General features: G+C 56.8%; 15 protein-coding genes. 4 read left to right on the top strand and 11 right to left on the bottom strand.

Going from position 1 to position 14,590, the window contains the following annotated elements:
- Positions 1-60: 60 nt before the first annotated feature.
- The 4 genes from cysD to cysC all read left to right on the top strand — a co-directional run bounded on the left by cysD (position 61) and on the right by cysC (position 4,926).
- Positions 61-1,005 (top strand): sulfate adenylyltransferase subunit CysD, encoded by a 945-nt coding sequence (gene cysD / locus ONZ54_RS18795; protein ID WP_257979974.1) that lies wholly within the window; start codon positions 61-63, stop codon positions 1,003-1,005.
- An 11-nt stretch (positions 1,006-1,016) separates the two neighbouring features.
- The gene (gene cysN, locus ONZ54_RS18790; RefSeq protein WP_219591275.1) at positions 1,017-2,432 is read left to right on the top strand and encodes a sulfate adenylyltransferase subunit CysN; all 1,416 of its coding nucleotides are present in this window, start codon (positions 1,017-1,019) and stop codon (positions 2,430-2,432) included.
- A gap of 4 nt (positions 2,433-2,436) precedes the next feature.
- Positions 2,437-4,161, top strand: a complete 1,725-nt coding sequence (locus ONZ54_RS18785) for an SLC13 family permease (protein WP_271786889.1) — start codon at positions 2,437-2,439, stop codon at positions 4,159-4,161.
- Between the two features lie 171 nt (positions 4,162-4,332).
- The gene (gene cysC, locus ONZ54_RS18780) at positions 4,333-4,926 is read left to right on the top strand and encodes an adenylyl-sulfate kinase (protein WP_271786888.1); all 594 of its coding nucleotides are present in this window, start codon (positions 4,333-4,335) and stop codon (positions 4,924-4,926) included.
- Between the two features lie 193 nt (positions 4,927-5,119).
- On the opposite strand, the gene ONZ54_RS18775 is transcribed toward cysC, so the two are convergent.
- The 11 genes from ONZ54_RS18775 to ONZ54_RS18730 all read right to left on the bottom strand — a co-directional run bounded on the left by ONZ54_RS18775 (position 5,120) and on the right by ONZ54_RS18730 (position 14,574).
- Positions 5,120-5,809, bottom strand: a complete 690-nt coding sequence (locus ONZ54_RS18775; protein WP_271786887.1) for an HNH endonuclease — start codon at positions 5,807-5,809, stop codon at positions 5,120-5,122.
- A 149-nt stretch (positions 5,810-5,958) separates the two neighbouring features.
- Positions 5,959-6,384, bottom strand: coding sequence for a nuclear transport factor 2 family protein (locus ONZ54_RS18770; RefSeq protein ID WP_271786886.1), 426 nt, complete (start codon positions 6,382-6,384; stop codon positions 5,959-5,961).
- Between the two features lie 458 nt (positions 6,385-6,842).
- Positions 6,843-7,025, bottom strand: a complete 183-nt coding sequence (locus ONZ54_RS23315; protein ID WP_416995739.1) for an Imm41 family immunity protein — start codon at positions 7,023-7,025, stop codon at positions 6,843-6,845.
- Between the two features lie 87 nt (positions 7,026-7,112).
- Positions 7,113-7,445, bottom strand: coding sequence for an Imm45 family immunity protein (imm45, locus tag ONZ54_RS18765; protein ID WP_271786885.1), 333 nt, complete (start codon positions 7,443-7,445; stop codon positions 7,113-7,115).
- A gap of 76 nt (positions 7,446-7,521) precedes the next feature.
- Positions 7,522-7,941, bottom strand: a complete 420-nt coding sequence (locus ONZ54_RS18760) for a hypothetical protein (protein ID WP_271786884.1) — start codon at positions 7,939-7,941, stop codon at positions 7,522-7,524.
- 565 nt (positions 7,942-8,506) lie between these two features.
- Positions 8,507-10,141, bottom strand: a complete 1,635-nt coding sequence (locus ONZ54_RS18755) for a methyl-accepting chemotaxis protein (protein ID WP_271786883.1) — start codon at positions 10,139-10,141, stop codon at positions 8,507-8,509.
- 266 nt (positions 10,142-10,407) lie between these two features.
- Positions 10,408-11,274, bottom strand: a complete 867-nt coding sequence (locus ONZ54_RS18750; RefSeq protein WP_059112851.1) for a TIGR03899 family protein — start codon at positions 11,272-11,274, stop codon at positions 10,408-10,410.
- A gap of 207 nt (positions 11,275-11,481) precedes the next feature.
- Positions 11,482-11,955, bottom strand: a complete 474-nt coding sequence (locus ONZ54_RS18745) for a DUF3299 domain-containing protein (RefSeq protein ID WP_011899071.1) — start codon at positions 11,953-11,955, stop codon at positions 11,482-11,484.
- A gap of 22 nt (positions 11,956-11,977) precedes the next feature.
- Complete coding sequence (locus ONZ54_RS18740) at positions 11,978-13,225, bottom strand: ABC transporter permease (RefSeq protein WP_005318791.1); 1,248 nt, start codon at positions 13,223-13,225, stop codon at positions 11,978-11,980.
- 76 nt (positions 13,226-13,301) lie between these two features.
- A complete protein-coding gene (locus ONZ54_RS18735; RefSeq protein WP_059112849.1) occupies positions 13,302-13,991 on the bottom strand; it encodes an ABC transporter ATP-binding protein in 690 nt (229 codons plus the stop codon).
- Positions 13,992-13,995: 4 nt separating this feature from the next.
- Entirely contained in the window at positions 13,996-14,574 is a 579-nt protein-coding gene (locus ONZ54_RS18730) for a DUF2796 domain-containing protein (RefSeq protein ID WP_271786882.1), read from the bottom strand.
- Positions 14,575-14,590: the final 16 nt, after the last annotated feature.

Raw genomic sequence — 14,590 nt, 5'->3', positions numbered from 1 at the left:
GACCATGAATCGATTTGACGGTGCGGCGACAGCGGCACCGACCTGAACCCGAATCGCGCCCTGACCCGGCGCGTTAGCCAGACCAGAGGACCCGACATGGACCGTGAAAGACTGACGCATTTGCAGCAACTGGAGGCCGAGAGCATCCATATCATCCGCGAGGTGGCTGCCGAATTTGAAAACCCGGTGATGATGTACTCCATCGGCAAGGACTCCTCCGTCATGCTGCACCTGGCCCGCAAGGCTTTTTATCCGGGCAAGATCCCTTTCCCCTTGCTGCACGTCGACACCGACTGGAAGTTCAAGGAGATGATCACCTTCCGCGACGAGACCGCCAAAAAGTACGGGCTGGATCTCATCGTCCACAAGAACCCGGATGGCCTCGCCATGGGGATCAACCCCTTCGTGCACGGTAGCGGCAAGCACACCGACATCATGAAAACAGAAGGGCTCAAGCAGGCACTCAACCAGCATGGCTTTGATGCTGCCTTCGGTGGTGCCCGTCGTGACGAGGAGAAGTCCCGTGCCAAGGAGCGGGTCTACTCCTTCCGTGACAAGTCTCACCGCTGGGACCCGAAAAACCAGCGTCCCGAGCTGTGGCGCGTCTACAACAGCCAGGTCAACAAGGGGGAGAGCATTCGGGTGTTCCCGCTCTCCAACTGGACCGAGCTGGATATCTGGCAATACATCTATCTCGAGAACATCGACATAGTGCCGCTCTACTTCGCGGCCGTGCGCCCGGTCGTTGAGCGCAATGGCATCAAGATCATGGTGGATGACGAGCGCATGCCCATCGGCCCTGAAGATGAAGTGAAGCAGGAGCTGGTGCGCTTCCGCACCCTCGGCTGCTACCCGTTGACCGGGGCCATCGAATCCGATGCCACCACGCTGCCGGAGATCATCGAAGAGATGCTGCTCACCACTTCGAGCGAGCGGCAGGGACGGCTGATTGACCACGATCAGGCAGGCTCCATGGAGCAGAAGAAGCGTCAGGGATATTTCTAAGGAATCGCATCATGAACAACCATATTCAGACCGCCATCAGCGAACAGGGCATTGAAGCCTACCTGCACGCCCAGCAGCACAAGAGCCTGCTGCGTTTTCTCACCTGTGGCAGCGTGGACGACGGCAAGAGCACCTTGATCGGTCGCCTGCTGCATGACTCCCAGCAGATCTATGAAGATCAGCTAAAGGCGCTGGAGTCCGACAGTCAGAAGCTTGGTACCACAGGCGAGAAGCTGGATCTGGCGCTGCTGGTGGACGGCCTGCAGGCCGAGCGCGAGCAGGGCATCACCATAGATGTGGCCTACCGCTATTTTTCGACGGCGAAACGCAAATTTATCATCTCGGATACCCCGGGCCATGAGCAGTACACCCGCAACATGGCGACCGGCGCCTCCACCTGCGATCTGGCCATCATTCTGATCGATGCCCGCAAGGGCGTGCTGGATCAGACTCGTCGCCACAGCTTTATCGCCAGCCTGCTCGGCATCAAGCAGTTCGTGGTGGCGGTCAACAAGATGGATCTGGTGGAGTTCAGCCAGGAGGTGTTCGAGCGCATCAGTGCCGATTACCGCGAATTCGCCAAAAAGCTCAACGTCGACACCATACAGATAGTGCCTGTCTCGGCGCTGGACGGCGACAACGTGGTCAACCCGAGCGACAAGCTGGCCTGGTATCAGGGGGAGACCCTGCTCTCACTGCTTGAGTCCGCCGACGTTGAGCGTGAGCTGGAGCGTCATCCGGTGCGTCTGCCGGTGCAGTACGTGAACCGCCCCAACCTGGATTTTCGCGGCTTTGCGGGTACGCTCGCGGCCGGTATTTTGCGGGTCGGCGACAAGCTGGCGGTGCTGCCGTCCGGCAAAGAGAGCACAGTCACCCGCATCGTGACCTTCGACGGGGATCTGGAGTACGCCTTGCCGGGTCAGGCCATCACTGTGACTTTTGCCGATGAAATCGACATCAGCCGCGGCGATTTGCTGGTGGATGCGGCGAAAAAGCCCCAGGTGACCCAGAACGTGCTGGCCCACATCGTCTGGATGGGGGAGGAGTCCCTGCAACCGGGCCGGGTCTATGACGTCAAGCTGGCCACCAAGAAGACCCGTGGTCAGGTGGAGGTCATCCGTCATCGCATCGAGATCAACAAGCTGGACCAGCTGGATGCGAGCGAACTGCATCTCAACGAGATTGGCTTGTGCGAAGTGAGTCTGACCGACCCTGTGGCGTTTGATCCATACACGGATATCCGCGATACCGGCAGCTTCATCCTGATCGACCGGTTGACCAACGTCACCGTCGGGGCGGGCATGATAGTGGAAGGCCTGGCTGCGAAAGCAGTGGCAGGGCAATACAGCGAGTTTGAAATCGAGCTCAACGCCTTGGTACGCAAGCACTTCCCGCACTGGCAAGCACTCGCCATCGGCAAGGAGTAACCCCATGACCTGGCAACAATCCCTGGTGCTGGGTCTGCTGGCTGCGCTCGTCGCCCTGCTGATCCAGGGCAAACTCCGCCCGGCGCTGCTCTTTTCGGGCGCCGTGCTCATCACCTATTTGAGTGGACTGGCGGACATCAACGCCGTGGTGGCGGGTTACACCAACAGCGCCCTGCTGACCCTGGTGTTGCTGCTGCTGGTGTCGCTGGCGGTGGAGAAGACCCGGATCATGAGCTGGTTCGCCAATCTGGTGGGCTCGGGTTCATTCAACAAGGTATTGATCAAGCTGTGGTTTTCCACCGCTTTCCTGTCTGCCTTCGTCAACAACACGGCCGTGGTGGCGTCCATGCTGGGGGCGGTCAAACGCAATCCCAACCATGCGCCCTCCCGGCTGCTGCTGCCCATGTGCTTCGCCGCCACCTTTGGCGGTGTGCTGACCCTGATCGGCACCTCCACCAATCTCATCGTCAACAGCTTCCTCATCAAGATGGGGGCCCAGCCGCTCGGCATGTTCGACTTCTTTATGGTGGGAGCCGGGACCTTGCTGACCGGTCTGGTGGCCGTGCTGCTGTTTGCCCGCTATCTGCCGGAGCAGGATACCGAGATGAGCCGGGAGTCCGGCTATTTTCTCGAAGCCAAGGTAGGCGCCGGTTCGCCGCTTGCGGGGCGCAGCGTCAAGGAGAACGGCCTGCGCAGCCTGAAAAGCCTCTATCTGGCGGAGATCATTCGCGGCGACCAGGTGATCTGCCCGGTACAGCCGGAACACGAGCTGCACGAAGGGGATGTGTTGCTGTTCTGCGGCGAGGTGGAGAGTGTCGGCGTGTTGCAGGAGATGAAGGGGCTGGATCTGTACGGTCAGCATCGTCTCAACGGCCAGCATCTGGTGGAGGTGATCGTCAGCCACAGCTCGCGACTGGTGGGGCAATCCATCAAGGATGCCGAGTTTCGTACCCACTTCGATGCCGTGGTACTGGCGGTGCGCCGGGGCGAGACCCAGCTTACCGGCGGCCTCGGCCAGATTGAGCTGCACGCCGGCGATACCCTGCTGCTTGCCCCGGGTCCCAAGTTTGCCAGCAACAAGTCCCTGTCGCTGGAGTTTGTGGTGGTGAGCGGGCTTGAGGCTTCCACTCGCCTCGATGGCAAGCGCAGCGCCGCCGTTGTGCTGGGCTTCCTCGGCGTGCTGGCACTGTCGGTGTTTGAGCTGGTGCCGCTGTTCAAGGGGCTGCTCATGATGCTGGTGGCGTTGCTGTTCTCCCGCATCCTGACCCTGGACGAGATCCGCCGCCGCTTTCCGCTGGATATCTGGCTGGTGGTGGGCGGGGCGCTCGCCATCGCCGATCAGCTTGAGAAGAGCGGTCTGGCCAGGGTGATTGCCGACTGGCTGATGGGGGAGTTCAACGGTTCTAGCCCCATCATCGCCTTTATCGGCATCTACCTGTTTACCCTGGTACTGACCGAGCTGATGAGCAACAACGCCGCGGCGGCGCTCGCCTTCCCCATGGGCTACCAGCTGGCGCTCAGCATGGACGTCTCGACCATGCCGTTTATTCTGGCTGTGCTGTTTGGCGCAAGTTCAAGCTTTATCCTGCCTTACGGCTACCAGACCAACCTGATGGTCTATGCGGCGGGCAACTACAAGATGCCGGATTACCTCAAGCTGGCCCTGCCGGTCTCGCTGGCCTACAGCTTGGGGGTGATTATCATGGTGCCCCTGCTGTTCCCGTTCTGAGGCGTGATGGCGGGTGATAAAGGCTGGGTCATTCGTCGTGATTCAAGGGGTTGAGATGAGTAATCATGACCATGTCACCGGCAAGCCGTCCATTGATGGGCAGCGGCTTGGCTGCGGGGAGTCAAAGAGAGTTTCAGCGTGGCAGCGTCAATGCCAAACAAGGAGTTTTAGATGAGCAATATAGTGTGGCACCAGCATGCTGTCAGCAAACAGAGCCGTTCTGAATTGAAGGGGCAAAAGCCCCTGGTGATCTGGTTCACCGGGCTCTCCGGGGCGGGAAAATCTACCCTGGCGGGGGCGCTGGAACAGGCGCTGGCGGCCGAGGGCAAGCACACCTATCTGCTGGATGGGGACAATGTGCGCCACGGTCTTTGCGGGGATCTCGGTTTCGATGATGCGGCCCGTCAGGAGAACATCCGACGGGTCGGCGAGGTGGCAAAACTCATGGTGGATGCGGGCCTTATCGTCCTCACCGCCTTTATCTCGCCGTTCCGTGCCGAACGGGAGCTGGTGCGCAATCTCTTGGGGCCGGACGAGTTTGTCGAGGTGTTCGTGGATGCGCCACTCGCCATCTGTGAAGAGCGCGACCCCAAAGGGCTCTACAAAAAGGCGCGGGCGGGGGAAATTCGCAACTTCACTGGCATCGACTCCGCCTATGAGGCACCGAAGCAGCCGGAAATCCATCTGCTGAATGCTGGCAAACCGGTCGCTGCGCTGGTGGATGAGTTGCTTACCGCTTTGCGGCAGAGGGGGTTAATCGACTGAGGTTGATATTTCTCACCGACATCGATAACAGAGGGGGCCTTGGGCCCCTTGTTTATTGCCTACCTGTATTCCCCTTGTTATACGTGGCTAACGGCTTAATGGGGCATGTTATATGATGCTCAAAAGGTGGATTTTCCTCTGACTAACGCCGCGCAATGCGGAAAATTTGTCCGACAGCAGTATTTTGTTAGGCTTACTTCTCAATTTCATCTGGATTTTCTTTAAACTCGGTTGGAGGGATATACCTCAAGTACATAACATCTGCAGGTGACCCATCTTCATTTTTGTATTTTTCAGAGTAATGAATAGTCATTTCTTCATTTTGCACATAGTCCTCAGGTATGGATACTCCTAGCGAGTTCATTATAGCTTCCAGCATACCCCGTGGAGTCTGGTTCCATATTTGATAGGCCTGTTCAATACGCCTTCCTTCAAACTTAGCAACTTCGGGTATTTGCTGAATGCTTTTAAATACATCCAATGCGGCATCACTAAAATAGTAATAGTGCTCTTGATATAACTTTCGATCTCTAGAGTCAATGACTAATGCGCCTAAGTAGCCTGTAAATAAGTCAATTTTCTCACCTCCTTGGGCATCCATTGGCTGGTTTAGATCGGGTCGGCCATTAAATCCTACGTGTGGTTCTTTATGACAAATATGGCACAGTGTAATACCGTTTCCAGTCTGATACTTCAGGCCTTTCCAAAAACTTTTTCGAATTATATGGTGAGCGGAAAGACGTTTTTTAGAATTACAAATAACACAACGACCTTCATCTCTTTCCCGAATAAATTGGCTCCATAATCTTAAGCAGTAAGTGCTGTTACGTTCCTTGAGAACCGCATCTTTTAAACGACTATATAGAATTTCCAAGTCTGCCATTTGAACTCCATTACTGAAAATAGCCTAACGCCATGTTAAGTAGTGAGCAACGCTACCATATAACCTAAGCCATTAGGCTATAGACACTAAGTCTGATTAAAACCTGAAGTGCCTAGCATTGAAATCTGTCTTGAACAGTTTTTTAGGTGTTAAATTGTCCCTGACAACACAGCAATCCTTGCTACATCTCTACTTGGAAAGTCAGGGTCGACATACACGTACATGCGGCTTATCAGCTTTCCTGTAAATTCAAATACGCTACAAAAACGGCCTATGGAGATATTATTGTCCGGCCAAGAGGTACCATCACTCATTATACCCCCCTCTTGCCCCTCGACAATCACGGTGTTGCCAGCCGTTGTTATCTTAAAGCCATCTATGTCGTGCCAGATGCTGGTGAGTGAGCTACCAATCCTATTGCCAAACTCAACCAATGCATCCTTTCCTTCAGCTTTCCCAAATTTGGGGAAGAAAAAATCAACATTCTCCGAGAAAAGGTCAAGATAACTAGGATCTCCTGCATCTACTTTTTCGAAATACTCAATTACTAGCTCAACTAAGTTTTCTTTTTCCATAACTATTTCTACGTCCGTATTGGTTTTATGTATAGTGCCTTGCTCCGCGGAGAGCTTCGCAAGTCCGACTAAGGTCGATTGCATATATCAAGCAGCGATAAGCGAGGGCGTGTTTGCCCCCCCTTGTTTATTGCTTGTCAGGCATGTCTATTGCCGTGTCCATTCATGGCCGCAGCATCGTAGTTCTTTAGGCCGTTACGTGGGTCTCAAAAAGTGGGTGTCCTATTCCCCTGTGGGTGACAAGGCGCACTACAAGCGTTACGCGGCGCATTGTGGCCAGCGACGATGTCACCAACCTTCACTCTGAGTTGCTGCACACCACTTTGATTCCCCTGCATCGCCTTTGATGTCATGGCTGGTGCTGGCTGAAAAACCGCTTTTTCAGCCAAAATCTCAAGCGTTCCTCCTTTCTGACCCAAAGCCCTCAATCATGGTGCTATCACGGCAACCACAGCCAGTCACCTCAAGGCTTGCTCAAAATGGTGGGTGTCCAATAGTTCTTTTATTGTAAGGTCGTAGATCGCGTTATCTAGTTTCCAGTATTCATTATCGTCCCATATGTGAGACTCATGAAGTTTTGATATGAAAGATTGCTCATCAAACAACTCGCGTGATGCCCAATTCCTAAATAGATCTTCGATAATGTAATCTCCTTAGCACTTAACGTTTGGTTAAGGGGCGGGCTTCAGCCCGTCCCAGTGAGCGAAGCGAACGGTTTGAACCACTAGTTAGGTTTTCACGCCGTGGTCCGGTGGATAGCAGTCCACGTAACTGACGGCTTCAACTTCGCACTCGGGATAAATCCAAATTTGCCAATTTTTCTTTAGCCAAGCCACTGACACTGCGCCAGTTTCATGTTTCGCTTCGGCTGGAAACACCAACTCAGTTTGTCCGGCATGATGGCCAGATGAACATATCAGCTTATAAAAGGTTGGTGAATCATGCTCTTCGATAATCATGAAGTCGACGACTTTCTCAAATGGAGCTTTTGCCGGGAAACGGAATACCACACCTCTTCCAAAAGATTTTTTATTGCAGTTTGCAAGTGGGTGCCAATTCATCGTGTAACCTAACGTTTGGTTAAGGGGCGGGCTTTAGCCCGTCCCAGTGAGCGGAGCGAACGGTTTGAACCATTTGTTAGGGGGAATACCTGACTCCGCCAGAGCCAAATCCAGATTTGGCGTCGTAGTACGACCAAACTTCGCCCCAATAATGCTGGCCAGTATCGAAACCTCTGCCTTGTAGCCAGCACAAAGTACTTTCTGCACGGAGCTTTTCCTTTGTTTCTGACCAATCACTCCAGCCTGTTCCGTAGATAGCTGGATCGTCGTGAAATAGAATTAGCTCCTGCAAGTTTCCGTGATTGAATCCTAACTCAATGCCAATGCCAATGCCAATTTCGCCATCTGCGAAAGTTGGTAGGCGATACCAAATCCAACCGGTCCCCACGTCACGAACTTTGATATCTAACACATTGAGAAATAGCTCAAGTTCTGCTTCTCTGAGACCTCGATGAATGTAGGGGCCGCTTGGATATTTAAGCTCGAATTCGCACACGATTATTCTTGACCCCTAACAGTGATTAGATGGAAGGCGGTACTAACACATTAATGCCGCCTTCCATCTAACTCCGCTCCAGCCTGATATAGGGTGTAATAAATGGCATTTTAAATCAATGAGTTAAATTTATTGCTCTGAAGCTGAATGTATTCGCTTGACTTCCTCTTTTAGCTCAACCGTTACCTCTGTATAAAAACAGTTAAGAACTTGACCATGGAAAGCAGCGACAAAGCTACCGCCCCTGAATCCCAGCCTCCAGCCTGCTGCTCTTTCCCTGTTGTGTGGCTCTGGTCTGGTTCATGGCTGATTCCAACGAGAGGTTGTCAAGCTGCTATGTTACCGAACGGAACTTGGTAAGGAAGGGGGAGATGGTAGCTTTCTGAGCAGGATCAATAAATTAATTAACATCTGATGGTTATGGGGTCGTGCAACAGCAGCGGCCCATCAGCGCAAGGGAAAATCGGAAGGTGAAAGCGGCAGTGTTTCCCTCTTGTTGGCGGGCATTAAAAAACCCTATGGGCCTGCGGGCCCATAGGGTTTTGCGGCAATTGCCAGCGGGGTGCTATCTGGCTGGCATGGCGTTCGGGACCGCTGCTGCATGTGCATGGCGGTTTTGGGCTGTCGGTGCCGGCTTCTGGAACTGACGTACCAGCCGATCGAGGTCGCTCAACTGACTCACCAGCTGGGTGATGCCGTGCACGGCGTGCTGACTGCCTGTGCTGGAGTCATCGGCCAGGGTCTTGATGCTGAGCACGTTGCGATTGATCTCGGCAGTCACATGAGATTGTTCCTGTACCGCCTGAGCAATCTGGCCGCTGCCTGAGGCAACCTGCTGCAACATGTTATTGATCTGCTGCAGTATGCTGCCGGTCGCCGATGCCTTCTGCTGGCAGCTCTCGGAGAGCTGGCACCCCTTCTCCATTGCCTGCTCAGCATCCCCGGCGCTGGTTTGCAGCTCAGTAATCATCTTCTGGATTTCGCTGGTGGAGGCTTGGGTCTTGATGGCAAGCGACCGGATTTCATCCGCCACAACCGAGAATCCCCGACCCGCTTCACCGGCGCGGGCCGCTTCAATTGCCGCATTGAGCGCCAGCAGGTTGGTCTGATTGGCGATGTTGTTGATCACATCGAGAATGCCGTCGATATCGCGGCAGTGGCCAACCAGTTCGCTGATGACCGTCTTTGAGGTGGTCAGCTCGCTGTTCATGCCTGCCACGGCCGCCACAGTCTCGGCAACGCTGCTGTTGCCGTTCCTGAACAGGTCGGTGGTCTCGTCCAGCAGGCTGGAGGCGTCGCTGGAGCTTTGCGATACCTCGCGGATGGACTCCGACATCTCTGTGATGGCGGTGGCCACCTGATTGGTCTCGGCTTGCTGCTGTTGCAAGTTGTCGGTGATGGATTCGGCGTTGCGCAGATCCCCCTCTGCGGCCTGCAGTATTTGAGTGCAGGTTTGCTGGGTGCGGGCCAGTACGGCATTGAACTCGGCCTGATTCATCAGCATGGCGAGCTCGATGGCGGCGATGTTGTCGACCTTGTTGGTATAGAGCAGTTGCATCAGCGGGTTGTCGAAGCGGCTGCGAGCCATCTTGTTAAGCTTGCCCAGACGGCGGGAGAGGGCATGGATAACCACAGCCGCGAGTGCCAGCGGTAGGGCTGCCAGCGTCAGTTGCCAGTTAATGCCCTGGCTGTAACCCAGGCCGAGCATGGTCGCCAGACTTAACAACAGGCAGAGGTTGATGGTCAGGGTATGGGAGAAGGTGGGCAGCCTGAGCGTCAGTGGAACCTTGTCATTGCGCAGGTCGGCATAGACGCCCTCGGCACGCTGTTTGAGCGCGTCGCTCGGCGCAGTACGTACCGATTGAAATTCGGCTATCCGTCCATTTGTGTCTTTGATGGGGGTGACAAAGGCGCTGACCCAGTAGTGGTCGCCATTCTTGCAGCGGTTCTTGACCGGCCCCATCCAGCTCTTTCCCTCCTTGATGTGGTGCCACATATCTGCAAAGGCCTGTTTGGGCATATCCGGATGGCGCACCAGATTGTGATGTTGGCCTCGTAACTCGTCAGGGCTGAAGCCTGCGATGTCACAGAATTCATCGTTGGCATAGGTAATGCGACTTTCCAGATCCGTGGTGGAGATCAGGTTCTGGTGGTCCGGATAGAGGCGTTCGTGCTGAGTAACGGGTTGGTTGACTCTCATGGAGCTGCTCCAGAATGGGGTTGTTAGGAAAGACGTATTGCCAGTGCAAGTGGCGCACCAAGGTGACACCTTTGGTGATGATTTTGTAAATAGAGGCTTTATCCGACCAAAATGGTCAGACTTTGCCGGGAGTCCGGATCATGGAGGGGTGATCAAACAGATCGATTCGCATTTCGAGAACCGATTTGGGAGCAACAGGGGGAATTTCGCAAGATGGGGCGACAGGCGTGTCATGACAGGGGAGCCCGCCGAGGGCTCCCCTGGATTCAGACAGTCGGTGCCGGCGAGAGGGGATCTTGTTCGGGCGGCGGGGGCAGCGTCATGGTCTCTATCTGCAGCCCCTGCACCAGCACGGTTTTCAAGTCCTGCAAGTACTCCTCCAGTGGCGACTCCTGCAACAGATGGGCGAGTTCATTGCCCACAGGCGTCAGGCGGTAGTAAAGCAGGGTGATGTTGGCCTGCTTGCGTTGCAGGCGCCAGTGCTGGTTGCCAAAGGCCAGCTCGACCCCATCGGCGGGCAGCGGACCGGATTCCAGCTCCCCTCTGTGCAGCAAGCCCAGTTCGAACAGTTGCAACATGGCGTTGTAGGGGAGCCGGTATTTGCCAAGGCCAAGACGGGTCACCTTGGCGCGGGTGAGCAGGCTGGCACCCTTGTGCAACCCCAGCAGCAGACGCTGCTCATCGCTGCCCGCATAGTGGCAGGAGAGGGCGCAGACCCGCTGAAACAGCATGGCTTCGCGCTGGGTCATCTCTTTGAGGGTGGTCAGGGCGCGGATGGAGAAGCGGCCGGGAGTGGCGACCTCGATGGCGAAGATGCGGCCCCACAGCTGCTGCATGGGCACCATGCTGATGTCTTCTGCCAGTTGCAGGAAGCGGGTCAGCCAGTCGCTGTCCATCTCGCCACCGGCAGCCGTCTCCTCACAGTGACGGGAGGCCATCACCATGATGGCTTCCAGGTTGCGCTGGCGAGCGGCCTGATCCGCCAGATGGCGAAAGGTGGCGCGTTGCTCGAAGGTGCTGTCGCTGTTGCGAGTGAGCATGCCATCGATGCCGCGGCTGCGGGCCAGGCGCAGGGTCTGCTCCTGGCTGCTCAGGATGGCACTCTCTTTCTTGGGCGGGGGCAGGTCAGCCATGCTGGCTCCGTGATCGCAAGGTTTGGCCTTGAATGTTACTCCAACCGGCATGGCGGGCAATCCCTCAGGCAGGGACTATGTCTGGATTTTTGCCCGTGGCGGGACAAAAAATGGCCTCCGAATGGAGGCCATCTCGTGGCTGGCGTTATTGCAGGGCCGGGGTATGCGTCATGGTGGCCAGTGCCCGCACACCTTTCATGGCCAGGATCACTCTTCGTAGACGCTGACCTCGACCCCTTCCATGGAGTAGGAGGCGGTCGCCATTTCATGGCTTGAACTGATGGTGCGCATCTTGCCCTTCACCCAGATGGCGTCCCAGAGATCATCCACGGGAGCGCCCTTGGGATAGCTCACATAGATCACCTGATTGGTCGGGGGTGGCGGCACATGGATACAGGCGCCGAAGTAGGGCACCAGCAGGAAGGCAGTGATCTTCTTGGCATCTCCCTCCAGCGGTACCACGAACCCCGGAATGCGCACGTCCTGCTGATCCAGCTTCTGATTGACGCCCCCCACGGGTTGAGGAACCGACATGGGATCTTCATGGTTGACCTGGGGCGGTGGCAGCAGCCTTTCCCCTTCCGGGATCAGCACATCCCAGTCGATGGTCTTGTAATCGGCAGCCACCGCCGGCAGCACCAGCAGGCTGGCCAGCAGCGCCATTATTTTCCACTTCATCATCTGTCCTTCTGTTTGTCGCTCACTAGACCCGGATGCTCATGCCATCGCTCAGGCTGTAACGGTAGGCGCGGGCCGCCGGCAGCAGGCCTATCACCATGCCAGCCAGCCACACCAGCCCCAGCAGTTGCCATTCATAGGCGCTGGGCAGCCCCAGGCTCAATTGCAGGCCATAGTGGCTGAGCAACCAGGGAGTGGCAAGCCCTTGCCCCAGATAGAGCGCGGCTACCCCGACGGCTATGCCCGCTGTGGTGAGGGCCATCGCCTCCAGCGCCAGCAGCAGGAAGAGGTGGGCCGGACCCGCGCCGAGGGATCTCAATATGGCCAGCTCGCGCCGCCGCTCGTTGAGCCCCGCCAGCAGTGTGGTCAGCATGCCGATAAGGCCCGCCACCACTACAAATCCGGCGATCACCGAAAGAGCGGTTTCTGCCACGCTCATCAGGCTCCACAACTCCTGCAGGGCCGCCCCCGGCAGGATCGCCATCAGCGGCTCGCCTCTGTAGGTGTTGACGCTGCGCTGAAGCTGGAACGCCAGGATGCGGTTGCTCAACCCCACCATGAAGGCGGTAATGGTTTTAGGCGTCAGATCCTGCGCCAGTGCCTGCTCGGCGGTCACATTCTTGCTGTGACGGCCCGTATCCCAGCCGAGGTGGATGGCCTCGATACCGGCCAGCGGCACATGAATGGTGCGATCGATGGGGGTGCCGGTCGGTGCCAGTATTCCCACCACCTTGAACGGCAGGTTGTCATGCTGGCTGAAGGAGGTATTGCCGGCGCCGTGGGCGATGATGATGGATTGATCCAGCCGGTAGCCCAGCTTCTCTGCCACCTGGGCCCCGAGTACCGCCTCGAATGGCGTGTCGAACGGCCGCCCCTCCCGCAGTTGCAGCGACTGCTGCTGGCCGTACTTCAGATGAGTGAAGTAGTCGCCATTGGTACCGAGTACCCGAAAGCCCTTGTGGGAATCACCGAGGGAGAGGGGAATGGTCCAGGCCACGCCGGGTTTCTGCTTGATGGCTTGATAGGCATCCCAGCCTACGTTGTTGGTGGGATTGCCGATGCGAAATACCGAGTAGAGCAGCAGGTTGACCTGGCCGGAGCGGGCGCCGACGATAAGGTCTGTGCCCGATACCGTATTGGAAAAGCTCTCGCGGGCCTGGGTGCGAACCCGCTCCACCCCGAGCAGCAGGGTGACGCTGATGGCCACGGCCAGCAGGGTCAGCCCGGCGGTGAGACGACGGGCCCAGAGACTTTGCAGGGCAAGTTTCAGCACGATAGCCTCCGGTTTTGTTGTTGCGATGCATCCGCGCATGCGGATCCCGCCGGGCGGGTGCCGTGGTGATGAATGGTCAGCATATGGCCCTCCGGTTGAGCTGTTGCAGGTTTTCAACCCGCGGGAAGAGAGGTTCGAGGTAGGGATCGTGACTGACGAAGATGAGGGTCGAACCCTGCTTGTCGCACTCTTCGAACAAGAGCTTGATAAAGGCGGCCCGGTTGTCGGTATCCAGGGCCGAGGTGGGTTCATCGGCGATCACCAGCGGCGGCGAGCCGATCAGCGCCCGTGCGGCGGCAACCCGTTGCTGTTGACCGATGCTGAGGGCGTGAACGGGACGATGCAGTGCCTCGGCCGGCAGTTGCAGCTCTCCCAGCAGACGGCGAGCCTCCTGTTCGGGGCTCCCCTGCAGACGAGCCCGTTTCTCGGACGAGAAAGTGAGGGCGGCGGTGACGTTGTCCAGCACGGATAAAAATGGCAGCAGATTGAACTGCTGGAAGATATAACCCAGATTGGCCGCCCGGAAGTGGTCACGGGCACGGCCGGATAGCTGGGCCAATGGTTGGCCCAGCACCTCCAGGGTGCCGTGGTTGGCGGTCTGGATCCCGGCCAGCAAGCCGAGCAGGGTCGACTTGCCAGAGCCCGACGGCCCCTTGATAAACACCCGCTCACCTTGGGATATGGTGAGGGCGGGCAGATCGAGTACAGGCTCGTGACCCGGCCAGGAAAAGGCCAGATCGCGGATCTCAACCACGGCTTTTTTCATAGAATTACCAGCTCAGCTTGTTGGCGGATGGGGTCAGCTCGGCCGCAGTCTGGCCGCTGGGCAAGATGCCCTGCACGCTCAGCTTTTCCAGGCTCGGGTAGACGCTGAACAGGGTGGCTTCCAGGCCGGTCAGCTTGGCAGGTGTCTGGCAGGTGTAGGTGTACATGGCCCCCAGATCGGCGTGACTCGCCTCATCATGGTGGTGTTCATCGTGATCGCTGCCAGCCTTTGCATGGTCATGGTCATGGTCATGGTCGTGATCTTCTTTGGCCGCCTGCAGCTCCTGGTGAGTCAAGGTGCAGCCAGCCGCCGGGTCTAAACGGAACAGAGCATCCGGCTGCTTGAGCTGAGCCATGGCCTTGGCGTATTGCGCCTTGTCTGCATTGCTCTTGGCTGCGTGCTCGAACCCGACCAGATCGGCGCCGGGTGCCTGCAACTCTATCATCAGCTGGTTGCCATCGAGCACCAGATTGAGGTGAGCGTGACCGTGCTCGTGGGCCCCGTGGCCGTGGCTTTCATGCTCGTCGTGGTTTGCGTGCACGCCAAAGGCGGCGGCTGCCAGTAATAAGGTGACTGCTTTCATCGTTAATCCTTGCGAA

Source organism: Aeromonas salmonicida (genome assembly GCF_028355655.1).
In the GTDB taxonomy this organism is placed as follows: domain Bacteria; phylum Pseudomonadota; class Gammaproteobacteria; order Enterobacterales; family Aeromonadaceae; genus Aeromonas; species Aeromonas salmonicida.
Note: the sequence above shows the minus strand (reverse complement) of the source record. Positions and strands in the feature narration are given on the sequence as shown.

What these genes read in the sequence shown, in the direction of transcription:
- ONZ54_RS18745 (WP_011899071.1), bottom strand. Translation starts at nt 11,955, where the DNA reads ATGATGAAGTGGAAAATAATGGCGCTGCTGGCCAGCCTGCTGGTGCTG.
- cysN (WP_219591275.1), top strand. Translation starts at nt 1,017, where the DNA reads ATGAACAACCATATTCAGACCGCCATCAGCGAACAGGGCATTGAAGCC.
- ONZ54_RS18750 (WP_059112851.1), bottom strand. Translation starts at nt 11,274, where the DNA reads ATGGCTGACCTGCCCCCGCCCAAGAAAGAGAGTGCCATCCTGAGCAGC.
- ONZ54_RS18735 (WP_059112849.1), bottom strand. Translation starts at nt 13,991, where the DNA reads ATGAAAAAAGCCGTGGTTGAGATCCGCGATCTGGCCTTTTCCTGGCCG.
- ONZ54_RS18730 (WP_271786882.1), bottom strand. Translation starts at nt 14,574, where the DNA reads ATGAAAGCAGTCACCTTATTACTGGCAGCCGCCGCCTTTGGCGTGCAC.
- ONZ54_RS18770 (WP_271786886.1), bottom strand. Translation starts at nt 6,384, where the DNA reads ATGGAAAAAGAAAACTTAGTTGAGCTAGTAATTGAGTATTTCGAAAAA.
- cysC (WP_271786888.1), top strand. Translation starts at nt 4,333, where the DNA reads ATGAGCAATATAGTGTGGCACCAGCATGCTGTCAGCAAACAGAGCCGT.
- ONZ54_RS18775 (WP_271786887.1), bottom strand. Translation starts at nt 5,809, where the DNA reads ATGGCAGACTTGGAAATTCTATATAGTCGTTTAAAAGATGCGGTTCTC.
- ONZ54_RS18755 (WP_271786883.1), bottom strand. Translation starts at nt 10,141, where the DNA reads ATGAGAGTCAACCAACCCGTTACTCAGCACGAACGCCTCTATCCGGAC.
- ONZ54_RS18785 (WP_271786889.1), top strand. Translation starts at nt 2,437, where the DNA reads ATGACCTGGCAACAATCCCTGGTGCTGGGTCTGCTGGCTGCGCTCGTC.
- imm45 (WP_271786885.1), bottom strand. Translation starts at nt 7,445, where the DNA reads ATGAATTGGCACCCACTTGCAAACTGCAATAAAAAATCTTTTGGAAGA.